Origin of the sequence: Alcanivorax sp. VBW004 (assembly GCF_009718865.1) — a bacterium.
GTDB lineage: Bacteria > Pseudomonadota > Gammaproteobacteria > Pseudomonadales > Alcanivoracaceae > Alcanivorax.
Genome location: NZ_WNHC01000001.1, coordinates 1,605,376 through 1,630,600, shown reverse-complemented (window position 1 = coordinate 1,630,600; position 25,225 = coordinate 1,605,376). Strand labels below are relative to the sequence as shown.

The following is a 25,225-nucleotide window of genomic DNA, read 5'->3' as shown; positions in this document are numbered from 1 at the left end:
TTGGAAGCCTCGGCCTCCTGACTGCGTCCTTGGCGTGTTGCCGTGTCCGCCGTCTCTGTGGGGGCGCATTCTAGAGATTTACGGGGGACCGTCAACACTTTTTTCATCACTTTTTTATCAAACGGTCACCTTTTAGCCGGGACGGATGAAAAACCATCAAAAACGGCCTAAAACGCTCGTTTCTTATGCGATTTAAATCCCGAACCAGCAACCTCCCGCTCCAGGAAATACGCAGCAGGGAGAGGAAAATACCATAACCCACCGCTTTTTTTTGCGCCAGCTGCCGGTTTTTTCATCACTCCTGTCGCCGCAGCCATCCTCCCCATACAAAAAAGGCGCCCTGCGGGCGCCCTTTATGTGCAACAAAAGCGGTTAATGCTTGCGCAGTTGCCACAAACTCATCAGCAAACCCACCGCCACATAGATCACCGCCACGCTCAGCAACACCAACGGCGGATCCAGAAAAACGATGGCAAAGGCAATAATGACCCCCAGCAGCATCTTGAAGGGCACGCGACCAATGTGAAATTCCTTGAATGAGTGGTATTTCACCGACGACACCATCAGCAGGCCCGCCCCCGCGACCACCACGGCCACCAGCCAGGAGATATCCGCACCTTCGATGCCACGGCTGGCCCCAAGCCACACAAGGGTCGCTACCAGCCCCGCGCCGGTGGGGCTAGGCAAACCGATGAAGAAGCGTTTGTCGGTGGTTTCCGCCTGCACGTTGAACCGCGCCAGCCGCAAGGCAGCACAGGCCACATAAATAAACGCCGCCACCCAGCCAAACTTGCCAAGCCCGGATAGCGCCCAGGCATATGCCACCAGCCCCGGCGCTACGCCGAAGGCCACACAATCGGAGAGGGAGTCGTACTCCGCCCCGAATTTGCTCTGGGTATTGGTCATGCGCGCCACGCCGCCGTCCATCCCGTCCAGGACGCCAGCAATGATGATCCCCAGAGCGGCATTCTCAAAATGCCCGTTCATGGCCGCCACGATGGCGTAAAACCCGGCGAACAGGGCCGCCGTGGTAAACAGGTTCGGCAGCAGATACACCCCCTTGTGGCGAGCGCCTGTGCGATGCTCTGCTTCCACAACCTCAAAGGTTTCCGGCGTATCCGTCGCTGTTGTCTTGTCGTTATCCTGCATGGTTATCCACCCATTAATGATGGCGCTAGTGTAACGCAGTGCCCTCAAACAAAAAACGCGGCCGAAGCCGCGTTTTTTGAAGATCAGGACAAGCGCTTAGTTCTTGCTCTTGTCTACGATCTGGTTAGCCTGGATCCACGGCATCATGCCACGCAGCTTCTCGCCCACCTGCTCGATGGGGTGCGCTGCATTGTTGCGGCGCGCGGCGGTCATGGACGGGTAGTTGTGCGCCCCTTCCGCGATGAACATTTTCGCGTATTCACCGCTCTGGATGCGCTTGAGTGCATTGCGCATGGCCGCACGGGACTCGTCGTTGATCACTTCCGGCCCGGTCACGTACTCACCGTACTCCGCATTGTTGGAGATGGAGTAGTTCATGTTGGCGATGCCGCCTTCGTACATCAGGTCAACAATCAGCTTCAGCTCGTGCAGACACTCGAAGTAGGCCATTTCCGGGGCATAGCCCGCTTCGGTCAGGGTTTCGAAGCCCGCTTTCACCAGCTCAACCGCACCACCACACAGGACTGCCTGCTCACCGAACAGGTCGGTTTCAGTCTCGTCCTTGAAGGTGGTTTCGATGATGCCGGTGCGGCCGCCGCCCACGCCACAGGCGTAGGACAGAGCCAGCTCTTTGGCGCTACCGGACGCATCCTGGAAGATCGCGATCAGGTCAGGAATACCGCCACCTTTGGCGAACTCGGTACGTACGGTATGGCCCGGCGCTTTCGGGGCGATCATGATCACGTCCAGATCGGCGCGCGGCACAATCTGGTTGTAATGGATGGCAAAACCGTGGGCGAAGGCCAGAGTTGCACCTTCTTTCAGGTTCGGCTCGATGTCGGACTTGTACAGCTGTGCCTGGAACTCGTCAGGCGTCAGCACCATTACCACGTCCGCGGCAGCAACAGCAGACGGTACGTCAGTAACGCTGAGGCCATGGGCTTCGGCTTTGGCGATGGACGTGGAGCCAGTGCGCAGACCAACGACCACATCCACACCGGAATCCTTCAGGTTGCAGGCATGGGCGTGGCCCTGGGAGCCGTAACCCAGAATGGCCACTTTCTTGCCCTGGATGATGGAAAGGTCACAATCCTTGTCGTAATACACTTGCATGCTCATAGCTCTGGCTCTTTCAAGTTAGGAGAAAAGGGTAACGGCGCGGCACGCAATACGCGCACGCCTGATGGGCCAGTACTCTAGGGCATCCGTCTTATTGCGTAAAATGATATATTTGAAACATTGCATTCCTTTTTCTGCAACAATGGAGCCACAGCACCAACCGGATACCCCATGGACACCAAACCCCTGCGCCTGTTCCTGACCTTGGCCGACACCCTGCACTTCGGACGCACCAGCTCCATGTGCCACGTCAGCCCCTCCACGCTCAGCCGCACCATTCAGCAGCTGGAGGACGAGCTGGGCGTGCCGTTGTTCTACCGGGACAACCGCAGCGTCACCCTGACCCGGGAAGGTCAACGCTTTCAGGAATACGCCCGTGACACCTTGATGCGCTGGGACGGGCTTCGTCATGCCCTGCAAGAGGACCGCCGCATTCTGCAGGGTGAGCTGAGCCTGTATTGCTCCGTTACCGCCAGCTACAGCTTTCTCTACGATCTGCTCAGCAGCTTTCGACACCAATACCCGCGTATCGAACTGAAGCTTCATACCGGCGACCCGGCCCAGGCCGTGCAACGCATCCAGCAGGGCGAAGAGGATATCGCCATTGGCGCGCGCCCCGACCACCTGCCCGCAGGCATCGCCTTTCGCCCTATCGCCCGGTCACCACTGCTGTTCATCGCCCAAGCCGGGCAAACCCAGCAGGCCGAGCGCCTCAACGGCGCGGCGAATAAGTCAGCCTGGGAAGACATCCCCATGATCCTCTCCGAGGAAGGACTGGCGCGGGACCGGGTAGATCGCTGGTTTCGTCAGCTTGGCGTCAAACCACACATCTATGCCCAGGTCAGTGGCAACGAGGCGATAGTGAGCATGGTGAGCCTGGGCTTCGGGGTGGGCGTGGTTCCCAAGATTGTGCTGGATAACAGCCCGTTGGCCGGGCGCACCCGGCAACTGGATGTACAACCCGCCCTGGCACCTTACGAGGTAGGCCTGTTTACCCAGGAGCGACGCCAGGAAGAACCGCTCATCAATGCCTTCTGGTCGCAGGTTAGTGACGCCTGACGCCGAAAGGCCCGATGCCTGACGCTTAAAACCAAAAAAAGCCGCTCCGAAGAGCGGCTTTTTCATCTGGCATACAGCGTCAGGCGTCGGGCTTTCTACAAGCTCAATACCTTTTCACCGCGGGCAATGCCGGACACGCCGGAACGGACCACTTCCAGCACCTGGGTTTCCCCAATGGCGCCGATAAAGGCATCCAGCTTGTCCGATGCACCGGTGAGCTGAATGGTGTAGACAGTACTGGTCACATCCACGATCTGGCCACGGAAAATATCCACGGACCGCTTCACCTCAGCGCGCTGAGCGCCGGTGGCCTTCACCTTGATCAGCATCAGCTCGCGCTCGATGTGCGGCCCTTCGGTGAGATCCACCAGCTTGACCACTTCGATCAGCTTGTTCAGATGCTTGGTGATCTGCTCGATTTTCAGATCATTACCGAAGGTGGTCAGCGTCAGGCGAGACAAGGTGCTGTCTTCGGTGGGCGCCACCGACAGGGTTTCGATGTTGTAACCCCGCTGGGAGAACAGACCGATTACCCGGCTCAGTGCGCCCGGCTCATTTTCCATCAGGATAGAAATAATTCGACGCATCAGGTCCGCTCCGTCTTGCTCAGCCACATATCACGCATGGAACCGTCTGCGATCTGCATCGGGTATACGTGCTCGGTGGGGTCAACATAGATATCCATGAATACCAGGCGATCTTTCAGGGCAAAGGCTTCCTCCATGGCCCCGTCCAGATCCTCAATCTTCGTGATCTTCATGCCCACATGGCCATAGGACTCAGCCAGCTTGACGAAGTCCGGCAGGGACTCCATGTAGGACTGGCTATGGCGGCCACCGTACTGCATGTCCTGCCACTGGCGAACCATGCCCAGCGCCTGGTTATTGATGTTGATGACCTTCACCGGCAAACCATACTGCAGGCAGGTGGACAGCTCCTGGATATTCATCTGAATGGAGCCTTCACCGGTCACACAGGCAACCGTTGCTTCCGGGAACGCAAACTGCACACCCATGGCCGCCGGCAGGCCGAAGCCCATGGTCCCGAGGCCACCGGAGTTGATCCAGCGACGCGGCTTGTCGTACTGATAATACTGAGCCGCAAACATCTGGTGCTGACCCACGTCGGAGGTCACATAGGCATCACCCTTGGTGGCCTTGTACAACGCCTGCACCACCTGCTGGGGCTTCATGGGGCCATCTTCGTTGGTCTCATACCGCATGCCATGCACTTTGCGCCAGCCGTCGATTTCTTCCCACCAGCGCTCCAGCGCCTTGCGGTCCGGCTCGCCGCCGTGCTCGTCCAGCGCCGCCAGCATCTCTTCCAGCACCTGTTGCACCGGGCCCACAATGGGAATGTGCGCCATGATGTTCTTGGAGATGGTCGCCGGGTCGATATCGATATGGATGATCTTGGCGCCCGGGCAGAACTTCTTGACGTTGTTGGTCACCCGGTCGTCCAGACGGGCGCCCACCGCCAGAATCACATCGGAGCTGTGCATGGTCATGTTGGCTTCGTAGGTGCCGTGCATGCCCAACATGCCCACGTTCTGACGATCGGTGCCGGGGAAGCCCCCCAGCCCCATCAGGGTATTGGTCACCGGGAAATTGAGGCGGTGAGCCAACTGGGTCAGCAGCTCGCTGCCCTCGCCCTGCACCACGCCGCCACCGGCGTAAATCACCGGGCGCTTGGCTTTCATCAGCTCGTCCAGCGCCTTGCGGATCTGGCCGGAATGGCCACGGCTGACCGGCGCGTAGGAGCGCATCTTCACTTTCTTGGGATACTCGTAAGGATTCTTGACGTTCGGCGCGGTCTGATCCTTGGGAATATCCACCAGCACCGGGCCGGGACGGCCGGTGGTGGCAATATAGAAAGCCTTCTTCATGATCTCCGGGATGTCTTTCGCGTCACGGACCATGAAGCTGTGCTTCACCACCGGACGGGACACACCAATCATGTCGGTTTCCTGGAAGGCGTCATCGCCAATCCAGTCAGAGCGAACCTGACCGGATAACACCACCATGGGAATCGAGTCCATAAAAGCGGTGGCCAGGCCGGTAATGGCGTTAGTGGCGCCCGGCCCGGAAGTCACCATGACCACGCCGGGCTTGCCGGTGGCACGGGCATAGCCGTCCGCCGCATGGGTAGCCGCCTGCTCGTGACGAACCAGAATGTGACTGACAGAGTCCTGCTGGAACAATGCATCGTAAATGTGCAGTACGGACCCTCCGGGATACCCGAAGATGTACTCCACTCCCTCGTCTTGCAGCGCACGGACCACCATTTCCGCGCCGGATAACATTTCCACGGTTGCTACCTCAAATTTGAATGCATACAACCCACTGCCACGCAGCGGGACGATGTTTATTGCTTGCTGCCTGCGGAAAGCACCGTATTTGGGTGCTCTGGGGTCCTGTCGGAGGTGGCCGACACGAACGCAGGCTGGGAAGGGCGACACGGAGGAACTGCAAACCTGAAAGGGAGTACTCCCGCTTTTAGGAATTGAGAAACCTCCGGAGGCTCCCACAGCGGGACGAGAGTGCAGTGATACTGCTGGCAGGACATCGCGGTAACGGTGCCCCGGGTCCCGGCCTCACACACGCCGGTAAGCGAATGCGGGTCCCGATCTCCGGAAAGCCATAATTTTGGCAGAAATGTGCGGCCAATCAAAGCCCTTGGTCGACTTTAGGTTGCAGAAAATCCCTTTCTCACGTCATGCTAAAGTCTGATGAATCACCCGAAATCATAAGAAGACTGACACCATGACAAAATTCAGCCTGATCCTTGGGGCCGCCCTGCTCGCCATTTCCAGCCTGAGCCCAGCGGCCAAGTTCTATAAGTGGGTGGACGACAAAGGCGTTACCCATTACGACGCCCAGCCTCCACAGGGGGCGAACGCGACCGAAGTAAACACCCGCGCCAATGCCAGCTCGGATCAGAGCGAGGCCATCGAAGCCCTTGAGGCCAAGCGCAGCGCTGTACAAAAAGCCAAAGAAGCCGCAGCAACCCAGGCCAAAGAAGAGCAACGGTTAAAAACAGAACCGGATGCCGTCGCCCAGGAGCGTTGCGAACAGCACCGCAAGAATCTGGAAACGCTGGCAAACAAACCCACCGTGCGGCGCAAGAATCCGGAGACCGGCGAGATGGAAGTGCTGGATCAGGAAGCCAGAGACAAGATGGTGGAAGACACCCGCAACGCGCTGGAAAAGTGCGAAACACGCTAAGAGCGCATCTGCCGACAGCCTCTGCACCCATAAAAAACCGCCGGCATCATCGCCGGCGATTTTTGTTTACAGACGACTTCCCTCAATTTAACGCTTGAAGGTAAACCGCTCGTCTTCCACGTCCACACGGACGGTATCGCCCTGAAGGTACTCGCCCCTCAATAGCGATTGGGCCAACGGGTTCTCCAGCTGCTGCTGGATGGCTCGCTTGAGCGGCCGCGCCCCGTAGACAGGATCGAAACCGGCATCCACCAGCTTGTCCAGCGCCTCGTTGCTGAGTGCCAGACCAATGTCCCGCTCCGCCAGTCTTTTTTGCAAAAAGCCCAGCTGAATCGACGCGATGCCCTTGAGCTGATCCTTCGCCAACGGATGAAACACCACGGTTTCATCCACCCGGTTGATAAACTCCGGCCGGAAGTGGCTACCCACCACCTCCATCACCGCGGACTTCATGGCCTCATAATCACTACCGGATTGCGCATCAGCGCCCGCCAGTTTCTGGATCAGGTCCGACCCCAGGTTCGACGTCATCACTACCACGGTATTGCGAAAGTCCACGGTGCGGCCCTGGCCATCCGTCAGGCGCCCATCATCCAGCACCTGCAGCAGAATGTTGAACACATCCGGGTGGGCTTTTTCCACTTCATCGAGCAAGACCACCGAGTAGGGCTTACGGCGCACCAGCTCAGTGAGGTAGCCGCCTTCCTCATATCCCACATAGCCCGGAGGGGCACCCACCAGCCGTGCCACGGAGTGCTTCTCCATAAACTCGGACATGTCGATACGCACCATGGCTTCTTCGGTGTCGAACAGGAAGTTGGCCAGCGCCTTGCACAGTTCCGTCTTGCCCACCCCGGTGGGACCGAGGAACAGGAAACTGCCGTTGGGCCGGTTCGGGTCCGACAAGCCGGCCCGTGAGCGGCGCACCGCATTGGCCACTGCTTCCACGGCTTCGTCCTGACCGACGACCCGGTCGTGCAGGGCCTCTTCCATGCGCAGCAGTTTGTCTTTCTCGCCTTCCAGCATTTTCGACACGGGAATACCGGTCCACTTGGCCACCACCTCGGCGATTTCCTCGTCGGTGACCTTGTTGCGCAGCAGCTGGGTTTCCGCCTGGGCCTGCTCTTCGCGGTCCTGGGCATCCTTCACTTTCTTTTCCAGCTCCGGAATCTGCCCGTACTGCAGCTCGGACATGCGACTCAGGTCGCCGGCGCGACGCGCCTGCTCCATTTCCACCCGCGCCTGCTCCAGCTCTGCCTTGTATTCCGCAGCGCCCTGCAGGGCCGCTTTTTCCGCCTGCCAGATTTCTTCCAAATCGGCATACTGTTTTTCCAGTTCGTCGATCTCTTCTTCCAGCTTCTCCAGACGCTTGCGGCTGGCATCATCTTCTTCCTTGCGCAGCGCTTCGCGTTCCATCTTTAGCTGGATCAGGCGGCGGTCCAGACGGTCCATTTCTTCCGGCATGGAATCAATTTCCATACGGATACGGCTGCCCGCCTCGTCGATCAGGTCGATGGCCTTGTCCGGCAGCTGCCGGTCGGTGATGTAGCGATGGCTCAAGCGCGCGGCCGCAATGATAGCGCCATCGGTGATATCGACGCCGTGGTGCACTTCATAGCGCTCTTTCAAGCCCCGCAGAATGGCAATGGTGTCCTCCACCGTGGGCTCATCCACCAACACCTTCTGAAAACGACGCTCCAGCGCTGCATCTTTCTCGATGTACTGGCGGTACTCGTCCAGGGTGGTAGCGCCCACGCAATGCAGCTCGCCACGGGCCAGTGCCGGCTTGAGCATATTGCCCGCATCCATGGACCCTTCGCCCTTGCCGGCACCGACCATGGTATGCAGTTCATCGATGAACAGAATGATGCGCCCTTCCTGCTTGCCCAACTCATTGAGCACCGCTTTCAGGCGTTCTTCGAATTCACCCCGGTACTTGGCTCCGGCGATCAGCGCGGCCATATCCAGAGACAGCACCTGTTTGTCTTTCAGGCCTTCTGGCACTTCACCATTAACGATACGTTGGGCCAGCCCTTCCACAATGGCCGTCTTGCCCACGCCAGGCTCACCAATCAAAACCGGATTGTTCTTGGTACGACGCTGCAATACCTGGATGGTGCGGCGGATTTCATCATCACGACCGATCACCGGGTCCAGCTTGCCGGACTCGGCCCGCTCGGTCAGGTTGACGGTGTACTTGTCCAGCGCTTCGCGCTTGTCTTCCGCATTGGGATCGTTCACCGCTTCCCCCCCGCGCACTTCGGCAATTTTTTCCGCCAGCACCTTGCGGGTCACACCGGCGTTCTTGAACAGCTTGCCCAGCTCGCCGTTATCATCACAGGCCGCCAGCAACACCACTTCCGTGGACAAATACTGGTCACCGCGTTGCTGCGCTTCCCGGTCGGCAAGGTTCAGCAGGCGGCCGGTGGCCTGGCCCATCTGCACGTCGCCATTGAAGTTATTCACGGTGGGCAGCTTGTCCACGGCCATATTCAGGGCGGTGATCACATCGGCGCTGTTGGCACCGGCTTTTTCCAGCAAGGGCCGGGCAGCACCACCCTGCTGCTGCATCAACGCCAGCATCAGATGGACCGGTTCAATGGAGCTGTTGCCTTGCCCCACGGCCAGGGATTGCGCGTCTGACAGGGCTTCCTGCAAGCGGGCGGTGAGTTTATCCATTCGCATTGTTACTCTCCTATCCGGTCGTGATCCGCACAACGCCTCCCTGACGGCAAGGCGCTCTTACCTATAGAGAAGGGATCACCGGTTATCAATCAACTGAGAGTTAAATGGGTCCGATTGGGCCAAACTCAAGAGCAATTAATAGTTAATAATGAATAATTAATAGCTACGCGTTCAGCGCTGTTGGAACGCTCAAACAATGAGGCCGCGCCCAAACTCTGGGCGCGGCCTCCTGCATTTAAGATCAATCTAAAATCCTGTCGCGCGTTATTAATTATTCATTATTAACTATTAATTATTGACCACCGCCATCCAGCCAGATCAGCGACGCAAAACGCCCTGTCTCACCTTCCTTGCGATAGGAATAAAAACGGGACAGGTCACAGGCTGTGCAGAGATCCCCACCGTGGACATCGTCGACACCGAGCTGGGCCAGCTCGATGATGGCGGCGTGAGCCACCGAGAATCGCCAGTGGTTGGGAGTAGCATCTTTCTGGAAAGCAGGCTTGAACGCAGGCCGATTCTCGGTAAAGGCACGGTAGACCTCATCCCCCACCTGATAGCACTGCCCACAAATGGCCGGACCCAACCAGGCACTCACGGGCTCACCGTTGGGCGCAATACTGGCCACGCCTTCGGCAATAATACCGGCCTGAAGGCCCCGCCAGCCGGCATGGACCGCCGCGACAGCCGTTCCATCAGTGCGGGCCAGCAACACCGGCAGGCAATCGGCGGTCAGCACCACACAGGGCCAGCGTTGCTGGTCAATCCAGACCCCATCGGCCTCGTTATCCTGGGCATCGGCGCGTATCACCTGCTTGCCATGGACCTGCCACAACCAGGCGGCAGGGTGATCCGCCTGCAGCAGTTTTTCCACATGATGACGGGCCTGCTCGACCCGCGCCGGCTGGTCACCGCAGTTCAACCCCAGATTGAACCCGTGCCAGGGCTTGGGGGAATGATCACCGGCACGGGTCGTCACGCACACCCGCACGGCCGGGTGTGGATTCCAGTCCGGGCATAGCCATTGGCTCTTGTCAGGCAGTGACATTGCTGGCTCCTTGGTCAGTCGGGGGAACACACCCCTTCCGCCACACGCAACTTGAACAGCACTCCGTGCTGAGACAGGCCGGGAGAACTGAAGTTTCCACCCATGGCATCGCCTCCGGTTCGCACTGGCGCACTGGTCGCCATGTCTGACTGGGCCACATTGCCGTGGATTCGGTGGGTGATATCCGTCACCGAAACAGCTTGCAGGCCCAGTAGCGTCTCACAGCGGCGCTGCAGATAGCCATCCAGCACCGCCCAGTCTGTTCCTTTTTCCGCGTGGTAACTTACCGCGTAGGTCTGATCGCCCAAAGGCTGATCCTGATACCCCTTGGCCCCATTCCAAGGGTGGTAGCTGCTGGCACAACCAGCCATCAGCAACGTCACACCCAGCCATCCCACGCCACCCCGAGACAACCCCATACCCTTCACCTCTTATCACTCTTCTTCTTTGATATCGTTTTCCAGTGCGGCAATCAGCCCTGTCATATCCGCCGGCAGCGGCGCTTCGAATTCACGGTATTCGCCCGTGGCCGGGTGAATCAGCCCCAACTTGCGGGCATGCAGTGCCTGGCGGGGGAACTTGTGCAGCGCCTGGCGCAGCGCTTCGGTGGCCCCGGCAGGCTGCTTGAGGCGACCACCATAGAGCGGATCCCCCACCAGCGGGTAGTTACGATACGCCATGTGAACGCGGATCTGGTGGGTGCGGCCGGTTTCCAGCTGCACCTGAATGCGGGTATGGGCCCGGTAGCGATCCAGAACACGATAGTGGGTCACCGCATTCTTGCCGCCGGTTTTCACCACTGCCTGCTTCTTGCGGTCCACCGGGTGACGCCCCATGGGTGCGTCCACCTTGCCGCCGCCAGTCATCACGCCCACAGCAATCGCCTCATATTGCCGGAACAGGCTCTTGTCCTGAAGTTGCGCCACCAGGCTCTGGTGGGCCTCCAGGGAGCGAGCCACCACCATCAATCCGGTGGTATCACGGTCCAGCCGGTGAACAATCCCCGCGCGGGGCAGGCTATTGAGCCGTTCATCAAGGTGCAGCAGACCGTTCAGCAAAGTGCCATCTGCGTGCCCCGCCGCCGGGTGGACCACCAGCCCGGTGGGCTTGTTGATCACGATCAGGTCGTCATCCTGGTATACCACGTCCAGATCAATGGATTGGGGCTGATCATCCAGCTCCGGCTCAATTTCCACTTCCAGCGTCAGCGATTCATTACCGGTCAGCTTCTCTTTGGGCTTGGTCTTGGCTCCGTTGACCGTCAGCACGCCATTCTTGATCCAGGTCTGCAGGCGAGACCGGGAAAAGCCGTCAAACAGCTCTGCCGCCACCTGGTCTACCCGCTGCCCGGCGTGCTCCGGCTTCACCTGTTCGGTGCGCTGAATTTTTTCGCCGCCAAGATGTCCCATATAAAAGGTTCCTCAACCTGTGCTTAAATACCGAATTCGCGAATTGTAACCCGTTCAACGAGGAAAGAATGCCACGACTTTTATGGCCACTACTGTGTGTACTGATTCTGGCCGGCTGCGCCGGCAACCCGGAGGATCGCCCGGAACTCACCGAGGCCGATCAATATCGGGAGGCCAGCGAGTCCATTGAATCGAAAAACTACCTGACGGCCATCGACCAGCTCAAGGAGCTGGAGGCGCGCTTTCCGTATGGGGACTATGCCGAACAGTCTGCGCTGGACCTGATCTACGCCCAGTACAAGTCCGTGGACTACCCGGCCACCGTGGTAGCCGCGCAACGCTTCATGCGCAACTACCCCGCGCATCCACGCATGGACTATGCCCTCTACATGCGCGGGCTGGCCAACTTCAACATGGAGAAAGGCCTGTTTGACAACATGGTCACCTCCGATCGCTCCAGCAAGGACATGGATGCTGCGAAAGACGCCTTCCGCGATTTCGAGCGACTGGTTGCCCGCTTCCCGGACAGCGAATACTCCCCCGACGCCCGCGCTCGCATGGTCCACATCCGCAACCAGCTTGCCCGTCAGGAGCTGCACGTAGCCCGTTACTACGCTCGCCGTGGCGCCATTGTTGCCTCCATAAACCGGGCACAATACGTGGTTAAACACTACCAGCAGACCCCGGCGGTGGAAGAAGGCCTGGCCATTATGACCAAAGGCTACCAGCGGCTGGAGCTGCCCGAGCAGGCAGAGAAAAGCCGCGCCGTGCTGGCCCTGAACTGGCCAGACAGCGCCTTTCTGGATGACGACAAGCAAGTGGATCTGGCCTGGTGGCCGGATGAAGATGAAGGTCTACTCAGCCTGCTGACGTTTGATTTGCTTTAAGAGACGCCGCACGCTTCACGCCACAAGCATCACGCTAAAGAGCCCGCAACTGCGGGCTCTTTTTGTTTTACGTGTAAGCGTGTGGCGTTAAGCGTGCAGCGTCTCTTGCTAATCCCCCGGTCGCCAACCGTTGGTAATCGGATACCGCCGGTCCTTGCCGAAGGCGCGGCGGCTGACGCGGGGGCCGACGGCCGCCTGGCGTCGCTTGTACTCATTGCGGTCGGTGAGCTTCACCACCCGGTAGACCGTGTCGCGGTCAAACCCATCACGGATCACCGCTTCCGCGCTCATGTCCTGCTCCACGTAACGCTCCAGAATCGCGTCCAGCTCGTCGTAATCGGGCAGCGAATCACTGTCCACCTGATCCGGGGCCAGCTCGGCGGACGGCGGACGGGTGATTACCCGGTCCGGAATGATTTCGGCCCCGGCCTGCTGGTTACGCCAGCGGCACAGGTTAAACACGGAGGTTTTGAAAACATCCTTGAGCACCGAGAAGCCCCCGGCCATGTCGCCGTACAGGGTGGCGTACCCCACGGCCATTTCGCTCTTGTTGCCGGTGGTCAGTACCACGGAGCCATTTTTATTGGAAAGCGCCATCAACAACACCCCCCGACAACGGGCCTGGAGATTCTCTTCAGTGGTATCCCGGGCCGTGCCGGAAAATGACTCACTGAGGATATCCATAAAGCCATTGAACGCGGCCTCGATGGGCAACACACGATAATGGACACGCAAAGTACGCGCTTGCTTCTCGGCATCTTCCAGGCTCATGGCAGAGGTGTACTGGAACGGCATCATCACCGCCTCTACCCGTTCCGGGCCGAGGGCATCCACCGCCACCGCCAGCGTCAGGGCAGAGTCGATACCACCGGATAGCCCCAATAGCGCGCCCTTGAAACCATTCTTGTTCACATAATCGCGCGTCGCCAACACCAGCGCCTGGTACATGCCCTCTTCCGGGCCTGGCAATGGCAGCTCCTCCCCGCGGGGCTCACAGTGCCCGCCCTGGCATTGCAGATCCACCGGCACCAGCGCTTCAGTAAAACTGGCGGCCTGCACGCAACGACTCCCCTTGCTATCACAGACAAAGGAGGCCCCATCAAAGACCAGCTCATCCTGCCCCCCCACCAGGTTGCAATACAGCACCGGCAACCCGGTTTCCCGGCAACGGGCCTGCACCTGGGCAAAACGCTCATCCGCTTTGTTGGCCCGATAAGGGGACGCATTCAGATTCAGCACCAAGTCCGCATCCGCCTGCTGCAATTGGGCTGCCGGGCCATCGTGCCAGATGTCTTCACAGATGGTGATGCCCAGCGTCCAGCCCTCGATATCAAAGGTGCAGATATCCGTGCCCGGCTGAAAATAGCGCTTTTCATCAAATACCCGGTAATTGGGCAGATGCTGCTTGAAATACTCATGACGGGGGCCGGACTCACCGGGAAACACCACGCCGGCCGTATTACGGCGATGTCCATTGCGCACCGCCGGATAGCCCAGCACCACGGGTACCGAAATCGCCGCGCCAATGTCGGCCAGCGCCGCATCAACCCGGCTGTTCAGGCTGGGACGCAACAACAGGTCTTCCGGCGGGTAACCGGTGAGCATCAGCTCCGGGAACAATACAAGGTCCGCGCCTAGCAGTCGGCGCGCTTCGTCTGCAGCGGCAATAACGCGCTGGGCGTTCCCTTCGATATCGCCCACCAGCGCGTTCTGCTGGGCCATAATAATTCGCATGATCAACCGGCCTTTCCTCAAGTGAGCGCTGATTGTACTCTTTAGCCGGCAATCGATGAATGCGCTAAAAACACAGAACACCACAGCAGCTGACAAAAACACCAACCCGAGGGGAGCTCCATGGGCCTGATTCGCCTGATTATTATCGCCGCGTTGATCTATCTGGCCTGGCGGGTCATAAAACGATTGCTGGCCCAGGCCCGGCCCGCAGAATCCGACAATAACGCCGGCAACCCGCAGATCATGGTCAAATGCGCGCAATGCGGCGTCCACGTTCCCACCCCCGAAGCCTTCAGCCACAACGGCCAACACTTCTGCAGCCAGGACCATCAGCGTCAATATCTGGAACACCATGACCGCTAGCCAGGGCTGGACACCGGCACGCATTTATAATGTCTATCGCATTGCCATTGCCTGTGTGCTTCTGCTGCTGCACTACGGACCGGACAAGGCACTGCTCGGCACCCATTTTCCGGCCCTTTTCGAAACCACACTTTTTCTTTACCTGGGCCTGACACTGGCCTCTGCCACCCTGGACAACCGCCGGCACCAGCGGGCTTTCCCTACCTGGGCACAACCGGCGGCGTTAATCAGTGATCTGGGGATGCTGACGCTGGTCGTGCACTCCAATGGCGGGCTGGAAGGTGGCCTGGCGGTGCTTTTGCTGGTGACCGTTGCCGCCGGCAATATTCTGTTGCGCGGTCGACAGGGCTTTCTTATTGCAGCACTGGCGACCCTGTCCGCCATGTTCGAGCAATTCTATTTTTCCATCCATGCACAATTATCGTCCCCGTTCGCCCTGACCGAATCTGGCCTGCTCGGCATCGCGTTCTTCATGGTATCGCTGATCATCCAACAGATTGCCCAGCGCCTGGAACAAACCGAAAGAATCACCAAACAACAACAGGTCGCCATTGAACGTCTGGAAGCACTGAACCAACAAATTGTGCAACGCATGCGCACCGGCATTCTGGTTTTCGACGACACCTTCCATGTCCTCATGTCCAACCAGTCCGCCAACAACCTGTTTGACAACCCGATGCTGGGCAAACACTTGCCCAACTCCCTGACCAGCCGCTTTCAGCGCTGGCAAGACAACCCGCTTCTGCCCTTGCCCACCCTGCGCGTCTCGGAACAATCCCCCGTACTGAGCCCACGGTTCGCACAGCTGGACACCGGTCACGAAAGCCTGACCTTATTATTTCTGGAAAATACTGCACAAGTCGCGCAGGAAGCCCAGCAAATGAACCTGGCATCGCTAGGCCGGTTGTCTGCCACCCTGGCCCACGAAATCCGCAACCCGCTCAGTGCCATCAACCATGCCACGGACCTTTTGCTGGACGACGAACCCAGCCCGGAAGATCAACACCTGCTGCAAATCATCCGCAACCATGTGACCCGGGTTAACGGCATCATCCATGACGTCCTTGACCTGTCACGACGCCCCAAGGGCCAAGCCGAACGTTTCACCTTGACGGCACTGATTCAGGAAGTGACTGCGCAATGGGAAATGAAAGACGCCACGGGCAGCTTCAGCCTGCATTGTCAGCCCGACGTGGAAGTCCGTTTTGATCGCAACCAGCTTCTTCAGGTTCTGGACAACCTGATCGGCAATGCGCTTCGCCATGGTGGCACCCCCTGCACTGTCACACTGCGGTGCGGCCACCACGACCGTACCGGCCTGCCCTGGCTAAAAGTTCAGGATAATGGCCAGGGCATCAGTGAAGAGGCCATGAATTATCTCTTCGAACCCTTTTACACCACCGCCAAAGACGGCAACGGGCTGGGCCTTTATCTGTGCCGGGAATTGTGCCATGCCAACCAGGCCACACTGGACCTTGAGGAAACCCCGAAAGGCGCCAGCTTTGTGATAACCTTTGCTCACCCGCACCGACAATTTCAATAACAGAATCGCCTATGAGTGCAGATACCCCCCACGTACTGGTTGTTGACGACGAAGCTGACCTGCGCGAACTGCTGGTCATCACACTCGGACGCATGAAGCTTCAGGCCACCGCAGCCGACTCCCTGTCTGCCGCCAGGCAGCAGCTCAAAGACGCGCATTACGACCTCTGCCTGACCGACATGAATCTGGGCGATGGCACAGGCCTGGAACTTCTCCAATTCATCTCACAACACTGCCCAACCATGCCCACCGCCGTCATCACTGCCTACGGCAGCATGGAAACCGCCACCGATGCGATGAAATACGGCGCCTATGATTTCATTGCCAAGCCTGTGGCACTGGACCGGTTACGGCAGCTGATCGAAGACGGCCTGGGCATCAGCGAAGTCGAAGAACACCATGAGGAAGAAGACAATCTGATTGGTGACGCACCCAGCATGGTGGCGCTGAAAGCCCAGGTTCGAAAGCTGGCCCGCAGCCAGGCTCCCATCTATATCAGCGGCGAGTCAGGCAGTGGTAAAGAACGTATTGCGCGGCTGATTCATACTCTCGGCCCACGCCGGGAAAAACCGTTTGTCGCAGTCAACTGCGGCGCCATTCCGTCAGAGTTGATGGAAAGCGAATTCTTCGGCCACCGCAAAGGCGCGTTCACTGGTGCCGTGGAAGACCGAAAGGGGCTGTTCCGCGAAGCCGACGGCGGCACCCTGTTTCTGGATGAAGTGGCCGACTTGCCACTGCATATGCAGGTCAAGCTACTGCGCGCCATTCAGGAAAAATCCGTGCGCCCGGTAGGCGAAGCCAAGGAATTCCAGGTCAACCTGCGCATTCTCTGCGCGACCCACAAGAACCTGGAAGATGAAATGGAAGAGGGGCGCTTTCGCCAGGATCTCTTCTACCGACTGAATGTTATCGAAGCGCATGTGCCGCCGCTGCGCGACCGACGTGAAGATATTCCCAAACTGGTTCAGCATATTCTCAACCGGCTCAGTCAGGCCTGGGACATACCACCACCCAGCGTCAGCTCTGACGCGGTGAACGCCATAGAAAATTACTCCTTTCCCGGCAATGTCAGGGAACTGGAAAATACGCTGGAGCGGGCGCTAACCCTGTGCGACGGCAACACCATTCTGCCAGAGCACCTGCGCCTGGCATCAGGCCGTTCGACCGCGGCTGCCCCCCGCCATAACGCCCAGGCATCGACAACGACACCATCAACGAGACCTGGCGACCAGCCTCTGGAAGACTTTCTGCAAGATATTGAAAAGCAGGAAATTCTCAAGGCGTTGGACGCCACCCACTGGAACCGCACCGCTGCCGCCAAAAAACTCGGCATGACCTTTCGCTCTTTGCGTTACCGGCTGAAAAAGCTGGAGCTGGACCGGGACGATGGCGAGACAGAAGATAACGAATAAGGCTCGGGATCCGTAAAGGGCGGCTCACCGACTATCAGCTGGGCAAGCAGTTCTGCACTGGCCGGTGCTGACACCAGCCCATTGCGATAATGCCCCACCGCGGCAAATATACCGTTGGTACCGGGCACCGGGCCAATGAACGGAATATCCCGATCACAACCTGGCCGCACTCCTGCCCAGTGAAAAGCCGGCGAGCAGGATGCCAACGCCGGCCATAACGACGCCGCCAACCGCTCCAACTGATAACGCCCGGCAACCGTGGGATAGGTGGTATTGTCCCCTTTCCTCAGCGTTGACCCTACCAGCACGGAACCATCCTGCCGGGGGATCAAATACCCTTTCTCCGTCAACATAACCGCAGGCACCTGGCCGGGCTTCATACGAAACAGAAGCATCTCCCCTTTTGCAGGAAAGAGCGGCATCGCCATCCCCATCGGTAACAAAAGCTGCCCCGCCATATGCCCGGCACTGACAACAACCGTATCGCCTTGCCATTTCCTTCCATCAGCAGCCAGAACCTCTGCCCCCACCCTGGTGGGCAGCACCCGGCTGACCATTGCTGATTGAAAACGAACCCCCAACCGCTGCAAATGCGCACGCAGCACTTTCAACAGACCAGGGTTACGAATATTGCCCAGTGACGGGAACAACAGCCCCGCCCCGGCAGCAGACTCTGGCATCCGCTCACTGGCAGACACTGACTGTACAGGGATTTGCCAGCGCTCAGCCCACTGGCGGGCACGAACAGCGTCATCGCCGGACGTTTCCACCCACAGACCGCCACTATGCAGCAGCGCCTCGCAACCCGGAATGCGAGCGGCATCGCACTCACCCAGTATCTGTTGATAGCGGGCAAACGCATCCACGGACAGACGCGTCATGGCATCGGAATAACGCCAGGCATACAACGGAGAAAGAATGCCGCCACCCGCCCAGGAAGCCGGGGGGCATTGAGCCGGGGCATCAATAATCGTCACCGCTCTTCCGCGCCGTGTAAGCTCAAGCGCACCAAGAAGGCCGACAATTCCACCACCTACAACGAGTACATCAGACATGGCAATACGGGGAAACGGAAGACACTAAGGGTGGCAACAATAGCATAACCACCAGGCGCATTCTTCCGTAGGCTTCCATAACAGTGTCACAGGAGCCACGCCGATGCCCCGTTTTCGATGCCAACAGCAGCAAGGATTTACACTGATTGAATTATTAGTGGGCCTCTCCATAGCCGGCATTCTTCTTGTCTGCGTCTCACATGCCTGGAACGACCTCCTTCCTCGTTACCAGGTGCGCACGGCCACAATGACATTACACAGCCTGATCCGGCAGGCCCGTGCCGGCGCGATCACCGACGGCAATCGCATGCTCTGCGACGGACAGACGGGATGCAGAAAGTTCGAGAAAACGCAGAAGGTATGGATGGGATTTGATCAAAATGAAGATGGGGCACTAAGTGCGTCTGAAATTATTGAGCACTACCAACTTCCAGGAGCGACCCGGCTGGTCTGGAAGCGATTCAAAGGAGATGCACTCGTATTCCACAACCGAGGCAACAGCCACTTCCAGAACGGCAGCTTCTATCTATGCAACAACGTCGCGGCGAGAAGAATTGTCATGAACTGGATTGGCCGCCCCAGAGTGGAAACGGCCAAACCAGAAGACTGCAATTAGTGTTCTTTCCAGGAATCATCCGTGCCAATAGTGCAACCAGAGACTTTCATGCATGTTTGCCCCTCACTATTGAGCTTCAGCACTTCCGTCCCTGTCATTAAGCCCGTTTTTGGCGTCGTGGTAATTTCATACTGCTGGCTTCCGGTCCCTGTCACTGAGATGGCTGTAGTGAAATAGTCACTATTGGCAAGCACTGGCGACAGCTCCGACAATTTAGTATTGGCGTCTTTATAGGAGAAATTCTTGGCGCGGTAACGCTCCAGCGCTCCGGACAAGGCCATCATCTCACCCTGCGCTTCCGCCTGCCGGGTATCCTGCACATAGCGGGTATAACTGGGGTAACCGACAGCGGCCAGAATGGCCACTATCACTACCACAATCATCAGCTCTATCAGGGTGAAGCCAGACTCACTTGACTTCCCTTGTAAGTTCATCAGCTGATTCCATTTCATTTTGCCGCCTTGAATTCGTTGGCCTGGGTTTTATCCATTTGATACCAACGCCGCTTGCGAAGGTGGCTGTACCCCATATCCTGTTCGCCAACCACCTCCGTACCGACGACAACATCGATGTTACCCTCACCGTCCGTAACAAGAACAGGAGAAGGGGGAGGCGTAGTTTGGTCCATGTCCTCTCTGCGTGAATTAGGCACAGTACCGTCATTATTCGTAGCAGGCTTCGACGTCACTATATCCACGGTATGCAGGAAAGACCGACCATAGCTGACTGCACATGGATTATCGTCCAGATCCTCCCCTTTCGGTGAATAGGTCGAAAAGCGCAACACGCCATCAAAAACAACGGGCGAAGACATGGATTTTTCACCCTCTTCAAGATAGTAATACCACCCCATATCTTTAGGATCCGCTTCACCACTGGAGACATTAGTCATCTCCGCCAAGCTTACATCCTTAGGTGCCGTTACTGTTTTCGCCAGTGCCGTCTTGTCTTTCACAACAAAAATACCATCTTGTGTTTTCTCATCCAGCGGATGGGAGCGATAACCAGACGCAGCAGCCACATAGAGCACCTTCTGCCCACCTTCATTAAGGTAAACCACCGACGGGGCATCGTAAAAACGTCGATTCGTGGAAGCAGAAGAGCCACCTAGGCTAGCAAGGCGATGAACCGAATTCTTCAACGCACCGGACTGATCAATATCAACCCGGAATAACTGCCCCCCAAGGTCCCCGAAGTAAAGAAAGTCTGCAACGCCATCAAACTCTTTATCGACAACGGAAATTCCGCCCGGCACAGACCACTTCAAGTTGGTATTGTCTGAGCCTGTGGCAGACCAAAGTAAATCACCACTCTCAGCATCAACTATGTAAATCGCATTTCCCATGGAATCACCCGACACTCGACCCATTCCCTGACGATTGTCATGCCCGGAAGGATCATAGCCACCACCAAAGATGAGAACAGGCTTTTTGCCCTCCCCAAACGGGATTTGCGTCAATGTGGGTGTTGACCAGGTTTGGCCGAGATCATCAAACTTCCCCTGACCGCCCTCAATCACGGGGAATTTCATTTTGGGGCTGCTAAGCGACGTAACGTCAAGCGCATAATAATTACGCCCACCGCGACGCATTCCGCCATAGATATATACAGCATCAGGCTTATCCGTCACTGAATCGCCAGGCTTACGCCATGAAATCCAGCTTCCATCCAGCCTGTAACTTTGTCGAGTATTGTCGCCATTCAAGCCAAGCGTATGCGTAGTCACCTCATCCGCCCGACTAAGAAACTCATGAGGCATAAAGGCAAACTTCTCAGATCCATCAGAGACATCAATCGCGTGAAGCATGCCCGCATTATTCGAAACAAATACAATATTGTTCTCACTATTACCCCCATAGTTTACCATCAGCGGAACACTATGGAGAGGATCGCCCCAAACAACCTTAAGCTTATCTATCAACAATGCGAGATCGGCATCTGTTGCTGTTGATTCAAGCCCAAAATCAGTTTTCCCTAAATAGCCAGTTGTACCGACCTTATCCCAGTCCAGCTTACTCAGGCTTGTGTTGGTATTAGAGGTACTATAGAAAAGCGTTCGGTCGCTCACCTCATCACGCGCACCACCAACCTTGGCATCGTAACCATCGACCTCAGAACTCCAAAAACTCTGGGCAGAGTTTTTAAAATACCCCGTATTCTCACTAACAGCGGATCCGTTTTGGCCTTTAATTACACCATCTTCAAGCTGATAGCGCTTCAAATTCCCTTCCCAAAAGCTGCTACTGGTGGGCTCGAATACGGAATAATACAATTGATCCAAGTGTTGAAACCGATTCATCTGATTAATCGCAACACCGGGAGAGGAAATAGACCGAGAATTCTCGTCAATCAAATCCAATTCATCAATAAACGCCTGAGCCAACTGCTCTGCTGATTCAGCATTGTATGTCTGTCCACCACCAGCCTTGGACACGCCTTCCATATCGTCTTTATAATTCCCCATGTAGAGACCGATATTAGAAGTAATGACCTTTCTCTTCATCGCATTTGAATCACTATTCAGGTAGCTGGCTGTCTTCTCCTGGCAGGTATAACTACTCGATATACTGCCGGTTGCCGAGGAACACAAAGAGGAAGGAAGCTTATCCGAGTTTTTACTTGGCGCGCCATCCGTCATAACGATGACATAATTGGATTCGCACTGGTTTTTCATATTCATAGGTGAGACATATTTTCCATCTTCAACGATGGGCGCAGGATCAGCACAATATTCTTCCATAATTTCCTTCGTGCCAAATTCAAGCTCGTAATATCTAGGATTCCAAAAAGGCCCCTCCCGATCACAATTATTATTATTGGCATTGCAGTAATTTACTTCTTTCCTACTGATAACATTATTATAATCCGGCACGGTAATCGGTCTCTGAGCATAGCCCAGACAAACAGAATTCTGACTGTAACCCCCGTTTCCATTTTCACCATAAATAGGAGACTGCCCCATCATATAACGGCGCATTTCATAGTAAGCTTCAGAAGTCGGAGTTCCCCCAGTGGGATCACTTGAGTATTTATACGTGCTGGCCACAGCCTCTTTGAGAACTTTCTTTGTCTTATTGTCGACATCAACAACAGGCACCATGACATGGCCACCATCAGTCTCATCACGACGAAAACGGCTAACGCCAATGCGAACACCATTTGGCACATTATCGATCATTGTATTAAATGCATTAATCAGCATCACAATGCGGCGGTTATTCTCTTTATTACACCATTTGGGACCGTTATTACCAAACTCTAAATTTGATTTACAGTATCTCATGCTGCCAGACGTATCTAAAAGAATCATCACGTTAGCCGCAGGCACATTTTCACTATTGTCTGCCGTCGCTCTGGAAAAGAAAATTTCCGTATCATCTGCATAAAGGCTGACCGGAGACAAGCAGACCACCAGTATTAAAAGTAGCGTATTTCGTATTCTGTTCATGACTCCCCCTTATTCGATTTCCGAACCTGGTTTGAGGCCGCGCTTTAACGCTTCCTGAAAATGATGATTATCAAGATTAAAACTTTTCATATCGCTCTCACCAAGCATCGCGACCTTATATTCCACATATACTGCGCCGCCTCCAGAGGTGCTAATCTGCGATCCTGGAACAGGCTCATATCCATTAAGCTTACTGACCGAAGATGACTGTAGTAACTGGCGCGAATCGAGGTAATCGCCCTCAACGCATGCCCCTTCTTTATTTTTGTCCGAACTGGAGACGCAACGTTGCAGCACAGCCCCGCCCCCCATTGAGGCATATAAATCCTCACCGCTCATGGCATTCAGCTCGGAATACACTTTTATTAACGCTGTTTCCGCCGCCTCAAAAGTCATTGCATCTGCCTGGGTGCCCGTAGCCACCTTCGCCGAGAACACGCTGGACTTCATTGCTGACACCCCAAGCAGGGAAACCACCACCAGAATTAGTAATGCAACTACCAAGGCAGCGCCTTGCTGGCTTCGCAATGTCGCAATATTGGTATTCATACGGCATCCCACTTGTAGTTACGCATTTTGACTGTAGACATAAATACACGACGAACAGAACGATCTTCCGGTTCGTCCACTGTCTTGGTCAGCACATAAAATTTCCGTTTTCCATCACTTTGCGGCAGAGAATTACTCTCCTCTTTGAGCAAAAGAGAAAATCGAACGGCGATGACAGGAGAGGTACCCTGAGAGCCAGCCTCAACATAGCGACTAACATTGGCGTAGCCATCCGTGTTTTCATCTATGCCGTACAGCACCTCAAATGCCTCAACGTCATCAAGCAGCACCACACCATTACCTCCAGTCAGATTGCCCTGACAGACAAGCTCGGCATCGCTGTTCACAAAATACGTATTCACCACTTCTGTCAGGCCACTGGCCACTGAGCCTTCACAATCCGACGTGCCATGGTAGCCCAGCGTGAGACGATCATAATCGTTCCCATTTGCCGAGCCTGGCACTGCCCCCCCCCAAGCCGCAAATCGAACCCCTTTCTCATCAGGTAATGCAGCAAGCCCATCTCTTTCAAGGCCAGCCCGGCGTAGATCAGCCACAAGGAAACGCACGAAAAGTTGCCCATTTTCCTGAACGCGGGACAACGTCTGCTGCAAGGCAAACGATTGCTGGTTAGCAAGAAATAACTGCAAGGCAGCCCCGGTTATCAGCAGCCCGAGAAGCATTGCCACCATCAGCTCAACAAGGCTAAACCCTTTGCTTTTTCTCATCGCGCCACCTCCAGCACCACGCAAGACGTCCCTTCATCCATGTTAACTCCAGCGTTTGTCATGCAGTCATCTGGCGCATCATCGTTCCAGCTAATGACGACACAGCTGATCCCGGTAGCATGCTTGCATTCGTCTACAGCAATCATTCCCGCCGGCAACCGATTCGCCGCCTGCCACGCCAGCATGCTGATATCCCAGGAAGCGAGGTCATCAGCACTACAGGACTTGGTAATGCAATCATTCAGCTTCGCCGGCTTTTCCCTAGGAGTCGCGCTCTCATCTGGCCATTCATCAACATTGGTGTACGTCGCCATTGCTGTTTCGTTGGCCAGAAAGCGCTCCAGCGCATCCTGCCCCAGCAAGGTTGCCTGTGCGCGGTTGTTGGCATCTTCTGCCGCTTTCAGCGCGGTAAGCTGCATGCCCGCATAGCCAAGCACGCCAATTGCCAGCACTAGCAAAGCAATCAGCACCTCGATAAGGCCTACACCCCGTTGCGGTTTTCTTGAGATTTTCATCAGCTACAACTCTTCACTTCGTTGGTGATCTTGCCAAAGGGCGACACCGTGATTGTCCTTCCTTCCTCTCCGCTGCGGTCATCGCATAGAGAGAACTCCGCCTCACCCGCGCTCGACAGACCATTGCTGCGAAATTCAATTTTGCTCAGGCCGTCTTCAGAAACAATTTTCCCGCTACCGGTTGGCGAAAATTCCTGGTCTTTCTCTGTGATGACCGATGCTGGATACTCAATCTTCCAGCCAGCGCCCCAGTTATTACCCGAAATAGGTTTAAGGGTTACAGAAGTTCGTAGATTGATTGCCTGAATGCGTGCCGTGTTCACCGCTGTAATAAAATCTGCGGCGGTAGAGCGGAGTGCATTTCTTTCCTGAAAGCCAGTAAACGCTGGCACGGCAATCGTCAAAAGAACGCCCGCCACAGCAATACCGATCATCAACTCGATGACAGTAAAGCCAAACTGATTGCGGCTTTTAAATCCTGTTTTCATCCCTGCCCCGGCCTATCGGTTTTTGTACGTGGTATCACTCTAGCAAGGCCGGATATGCCTTCAATTGAATGGAGACCAGCGGAGCCTTGCTGTCGCCGAACGGTATAAGCTGCTGAAAAATAATGATTTTTGGTACTTTAGTGTGTGAGAGGGCTCACACTTTAATCGTAGACTGGCGCATTTTTTTGCCTAAC

Annotated in this window: 23 protein-coding genes; 7 read left to right on the top strand and 16 right to left on the bottom strand. The window is 56.4% G+C overall.

The window, feature by feature from the left end:
• Positions 1 to 372 precede the first annotated feature (372 nt).
• Both pssA and ilvC read right to left on the bottom strand, forming a co-directional pair.
• Complete coding sequence (gene pssA, locus F1529_RS07515; RefSeq protein ID WP_007151102.1) at positions 373 to 1,149, bottom strand: CDP-diacylglycerol--serine O-phosphatidyltransferase; 777 nt, start codon at positions 1,147 to 1,149, stop codon at positions 373 to 375.
• A 96-nt stretch (positions 1,150 to 1,245) separates the two neighbouring features.
• Positions 1,246 to 2,262, bottom strand: a complete 1,017-nt coding sequence (gene ilvC / locus F1529_RS07510) for a ketol-acid reductoisomerase (RefSeq protein WP_007151182.1) — start codon at positions 2,260 to 2,262, stop codon at positions 1,246 to 1,248.
• A 177-nt stretch (positions 2,263 to 2,439) separates the two neighbouring features.
• Between ilvC and ilvY the strand changes: the two genes are divergently transcribed.
• Positions 2,440 to 3,327 (top strand): HTH-type transcriptional activator IlvY, encoded by an 888-nt coding sequence (gene ilvY / locus F1529_RS07505; RefSeq protein WP_007149256.1) that lies wholly within the window; start codon positions 2,440 to 2,442, stop codon positions 3,325 to 3,327.
• 95 nt (positions 3,328 to 3,422) lie between these two features.
• Here the strand turns inward: ilvY and ilvN are convergent, their stop codons facing one another.
• Entirely contained in the window at positions 3,423 to 3,914 is a 492-nt protein-coding gene (gene ilvN, locus F1529_RS07500) for an acetolactate synthase small subunit (protein WP_039926852.1), read from the bottom strand.
• Positions 3,914 to 5,635 (bottom strand): acetolactate synthase 3 large subunit, encoded by a 1,722-nt coding sequence (locus F1529_RS07495; protein WP_007148449.1) that lies wholly within the window; start codon positions 5,633 to 5,635, stop codon positions 3,914 to 3,916. Before F1529_RS07495 ends, ilvN begins: the two co-directional genes overlap by 1 nt.
• Before the next feature lie 454 nt (positions 5,636 to 6,089).
• Between F1529_RS07495 and F1529_RS07490 the strand changes: the two genes are divergently transcribed.
• The gene (locus F1529_RS07490) at positions 6,090 to 6,551 is read left to right on the top strand and encodes a DUF4124 domain-containing protein (RefSeq protein ID WP_155133372.1); all 462 of its coding nucleotides are present in this window, start codon (positions 6,090 to 6,092) and stop codon (positions 6,549 to 6,551) included.
• A gap of 87 nt (positions 6,552 to 6,638) precedes the next feature.
• On the opposite strand, the gene clpB is transcribed toward F1529_RS07490, so the two are convergent.
• The 4 genes from clpB to rluD form a co-directional block, all read right to left on the bottom strand.
• Complete coding sequence (gene clpB, locus F1529_RS07485) at positions 6,639 to 9,236, bottom strand: ATP-dependent chaperone ClpB (protein ID WP_155133369.1); 2,598 nt, start codon at positions 9,234 to 9,236, stop codon at positions 6,639 to 6,641.
• Between the two features lie 292 nt (positions 9,237 to 9,528).
• Positions 9,529 to 10,284: a peptidoglycan editing factor PgeF gene (gene pgeF, locus F1529_RS07480; RefSeq protein ID WP_155133366.1), complete on the bottom strand. Its 756-nt coding sequence runs from the start codon at positions 10,282 to 10,284 to the stop codon at positions 9,529 to 9,531.
• Between the two features lie 14 nt (positions 10,285 to 10,298).
• Complete coding sequence (locus F1529_RS07475; protein ID WP_155133363.1) at positions 10,299 to 10,703, bottom strand: hypothetical protein; 405 nt, start codon at positions 10,701 to 10,703, stop codon at positions 10,299 to 10,301.
• 15 nt (positions 10,704 to 10,718) lie between these two features.
• Positions 10,719 to 11,693, bottom strand: coding sequence for a 23S rRNA pseudouridine(1911/1915/1917) synthase RluD (rluD, locus tag F1529_RS07470; RefSeq protein ID WP_155133360.1), 975 nt, complete (start codon positions 11,691 to 11,693; stop codon positions 10,719 to 10,721).
• 68 nt (positions 11,694 to 11,761) lie between these two features.
• Here rluD and F1529_RS07465 point away from each other — a divergent pair, with 68 nt between their 5' ends.
• A complete protein-coding gene (locus F1529_RS07465; RefSeq protein ID WP_007148454.1) occupies positions 11,762 to 12,580 on the top strand; it encodes an outer membrane protein assembly factor BamD in 819 nt (272 codons plus the stop codon).
• Between the two features lie 108 nt (positions 12,581 to 12,688).
• Here the strand turns inward: F1529_RS07465 and F1529_RS07460 are convergent, their stop codons facing one another.
• Positions 12,689 to 14,314 carry an NAD+ synthase gene (locus F1529_RS07460; protein ID WP_155133357.1) on the bottom strand — a complete coding sequence of 542 codons (1,626 nt, stop codon included), beginning with the start codon at positions 14,312 to 14,314 and terminating at the stop codon, positions 12,689 to 12,691.
• Positions 14,315 to 14,434: 120 nt separating this feature from the next.
• On the opposite strand from F1529_RS07460, the gene F1529_RS07455 reads away from it, so the two are divergent.
• The 3 genes from F1529_RS07455 to F1529_RS07445 are packed head-to-tail and all read left to right on the top strand — an operon-like array spanning position 14,435 to position 17,632.
• A complete protein-coding gene (locus tag F1529_RS07455; protein ID WP_007149672.1) occupies positions 14,435 to 14,677 on the top strand; it encodes a PP0621 family protein in 243 nt (80 codons plus the stop codon).
• On the top strand, positions 14,667 to 16,220 hold the full coding sequence (locus F1529_RS07450) for a PAS domain-containing sensor histidine kinase (RefSeq protein ID WP_155133354.1): 1,554 nt from the start codon (positions 14,667 to 14,669) through the stop codon (positions 16,218 to 16,220). The genes F1529_RS07455 and F1529_RS07450 overlap by 11 nt, the downstream gene beginning before the upstream one ends.
• Before the next feature lie 11 nt (positions 16,221 to 16,231).
• Positions 16,232 to 17,632, top strand: coding sequence for a sigma-54 dependent transcriptional regulator (locus F1529_RS07445; RefSeq protein ID WP_155133351.1), 1,401 nt, complete (start codon positions 16,232 to 16,234; stop codon positions 17,630 to 17,632).
• Here F1529_RS07445 and F1529_RS07440 read toward each other — a convergent pair.
• Positions 17,572 to 18,687 carry an FAD-binding oxidoreductase gene (locus F1529_RS07440; RefSeq protein ID WP_155133348.1) on the bottom strand — a complete coding sequence of 372 codons (1,116 nt, stop codon included), beginning with the start codon at positions 18,685 to 18,687 and terminating at the stop codon, positions 17,572 to 17,574. The two genes, F1529_RS07445 and F1529_RS07440, sit on opposite strands and share 61 nt — an antisense overlap.
• 103 nt (positions 18,688 to 18,790) lie before the next feature.
• Between F1529_RS07440 and F1529_RS07435 the strand changes: the two genes are divergently transcribed.
• Complete coding sequence (locus tag F1529_RS07435; protein ID WP_155133345.1) at positions 18,791 to 19,303, top strand: GspH/FimT family pseudopilin; 513 nt, start codon at positions 18,791 to 18,793, stop codon at positions 19,301 to 19,303.
• Here F1529_RS07435 and F1529_RS07430 read toward each other — a convergent pair.
• Genes F1529_RS07430 through F1529_RS07405 form a run of 6 tightly spaced genes read right to left on the bottom strand, consistent with a single transcriptional unit; the run spans position 19,300 to position 25,031 of the window.
• Positions 19,300 to 19,755, bottom strand: coding sequence for a type IV pilin protein (locus F1529_RS07430; RefSeq protein ID WP_304503043.1), 456 nt, complete (start codon positions 19,753 to 19,755; stop codon positions 19,300 to 19,302). The two genes, F1529_RS07435 and F1529_RS07430, sit on opposite strands and share 4 nt — an antisense overlap.
• A complete protein-coding gene (locus F1529_RS07425; RefSeq protein ID WP_155133342.1) occupies positions 19,752 to 22,751 on the bottom strand; it encodes a PilC/PilY family type IV pilus protein in 3,000 nt (999 codons plus the stop codon). Before F1529_RS07425 ends, F1529_RS07430 begins: the two co-directional genes overlap by 4 nt.
• 9 nt (positions 22,752 to 22,760) lie before the next feature.
• Positions 22,761 to 23,300, bottom strand: coding sequence for a PilX N-terminal domain-containing pilus assembly protein (locus F1529_RS07420; RefSeq protein WP_155133339.1), 540 nt, complete (start codon positions 23,298 to 23,300; stop codon positions 22,761 to 22,763).
• Positions 23,297 to 24,028 (bottom strand): PilW family protein, encoded by a 732-nt coding sequence (locus F1529_RS07415; RefSeq protein ID WP_155133336.1) that lies wholly within the window; start codon positions 24,026 to 24,028, stop codon positions 23,297 to 23,299. Before F1529_RS07415 ends, F1529_RS07420 begins: the two co-directional genes overlap by 4 nt.
• Complete coding sequence (gene pilV, locus F1529_RS07410; RefSeq protein ID WP_155133333.1) at positions 24,025 to 24,543, bottom strand: type IV pilus modification protein PilV; 519 nt, start codon at positions 24,541 to 24,543, stop codon at positions 24,025 to 24,027. The genes F1529_RS07415 and pilV overlap by 4 nt, the downstream gene beginning before the upstream one ends.
• Positions 24,543 to 25,031: a GspH/FimT family pseudopilin gene (locus F1529_RS07405; RefSeq protein WP_155133330.1), complete on the bottom strand. Its 489-nt coding sequence runs from the start codon at positions 25,029 to 25,031 to the stop codon at positions 24,543 to 24,545. Before F1529_RS07405 ends, pilV begins: the two co-directional genes overlap by 1 nt.
• Positions 25,032 to 25,225: the final 194 nt, after the last annotated feature.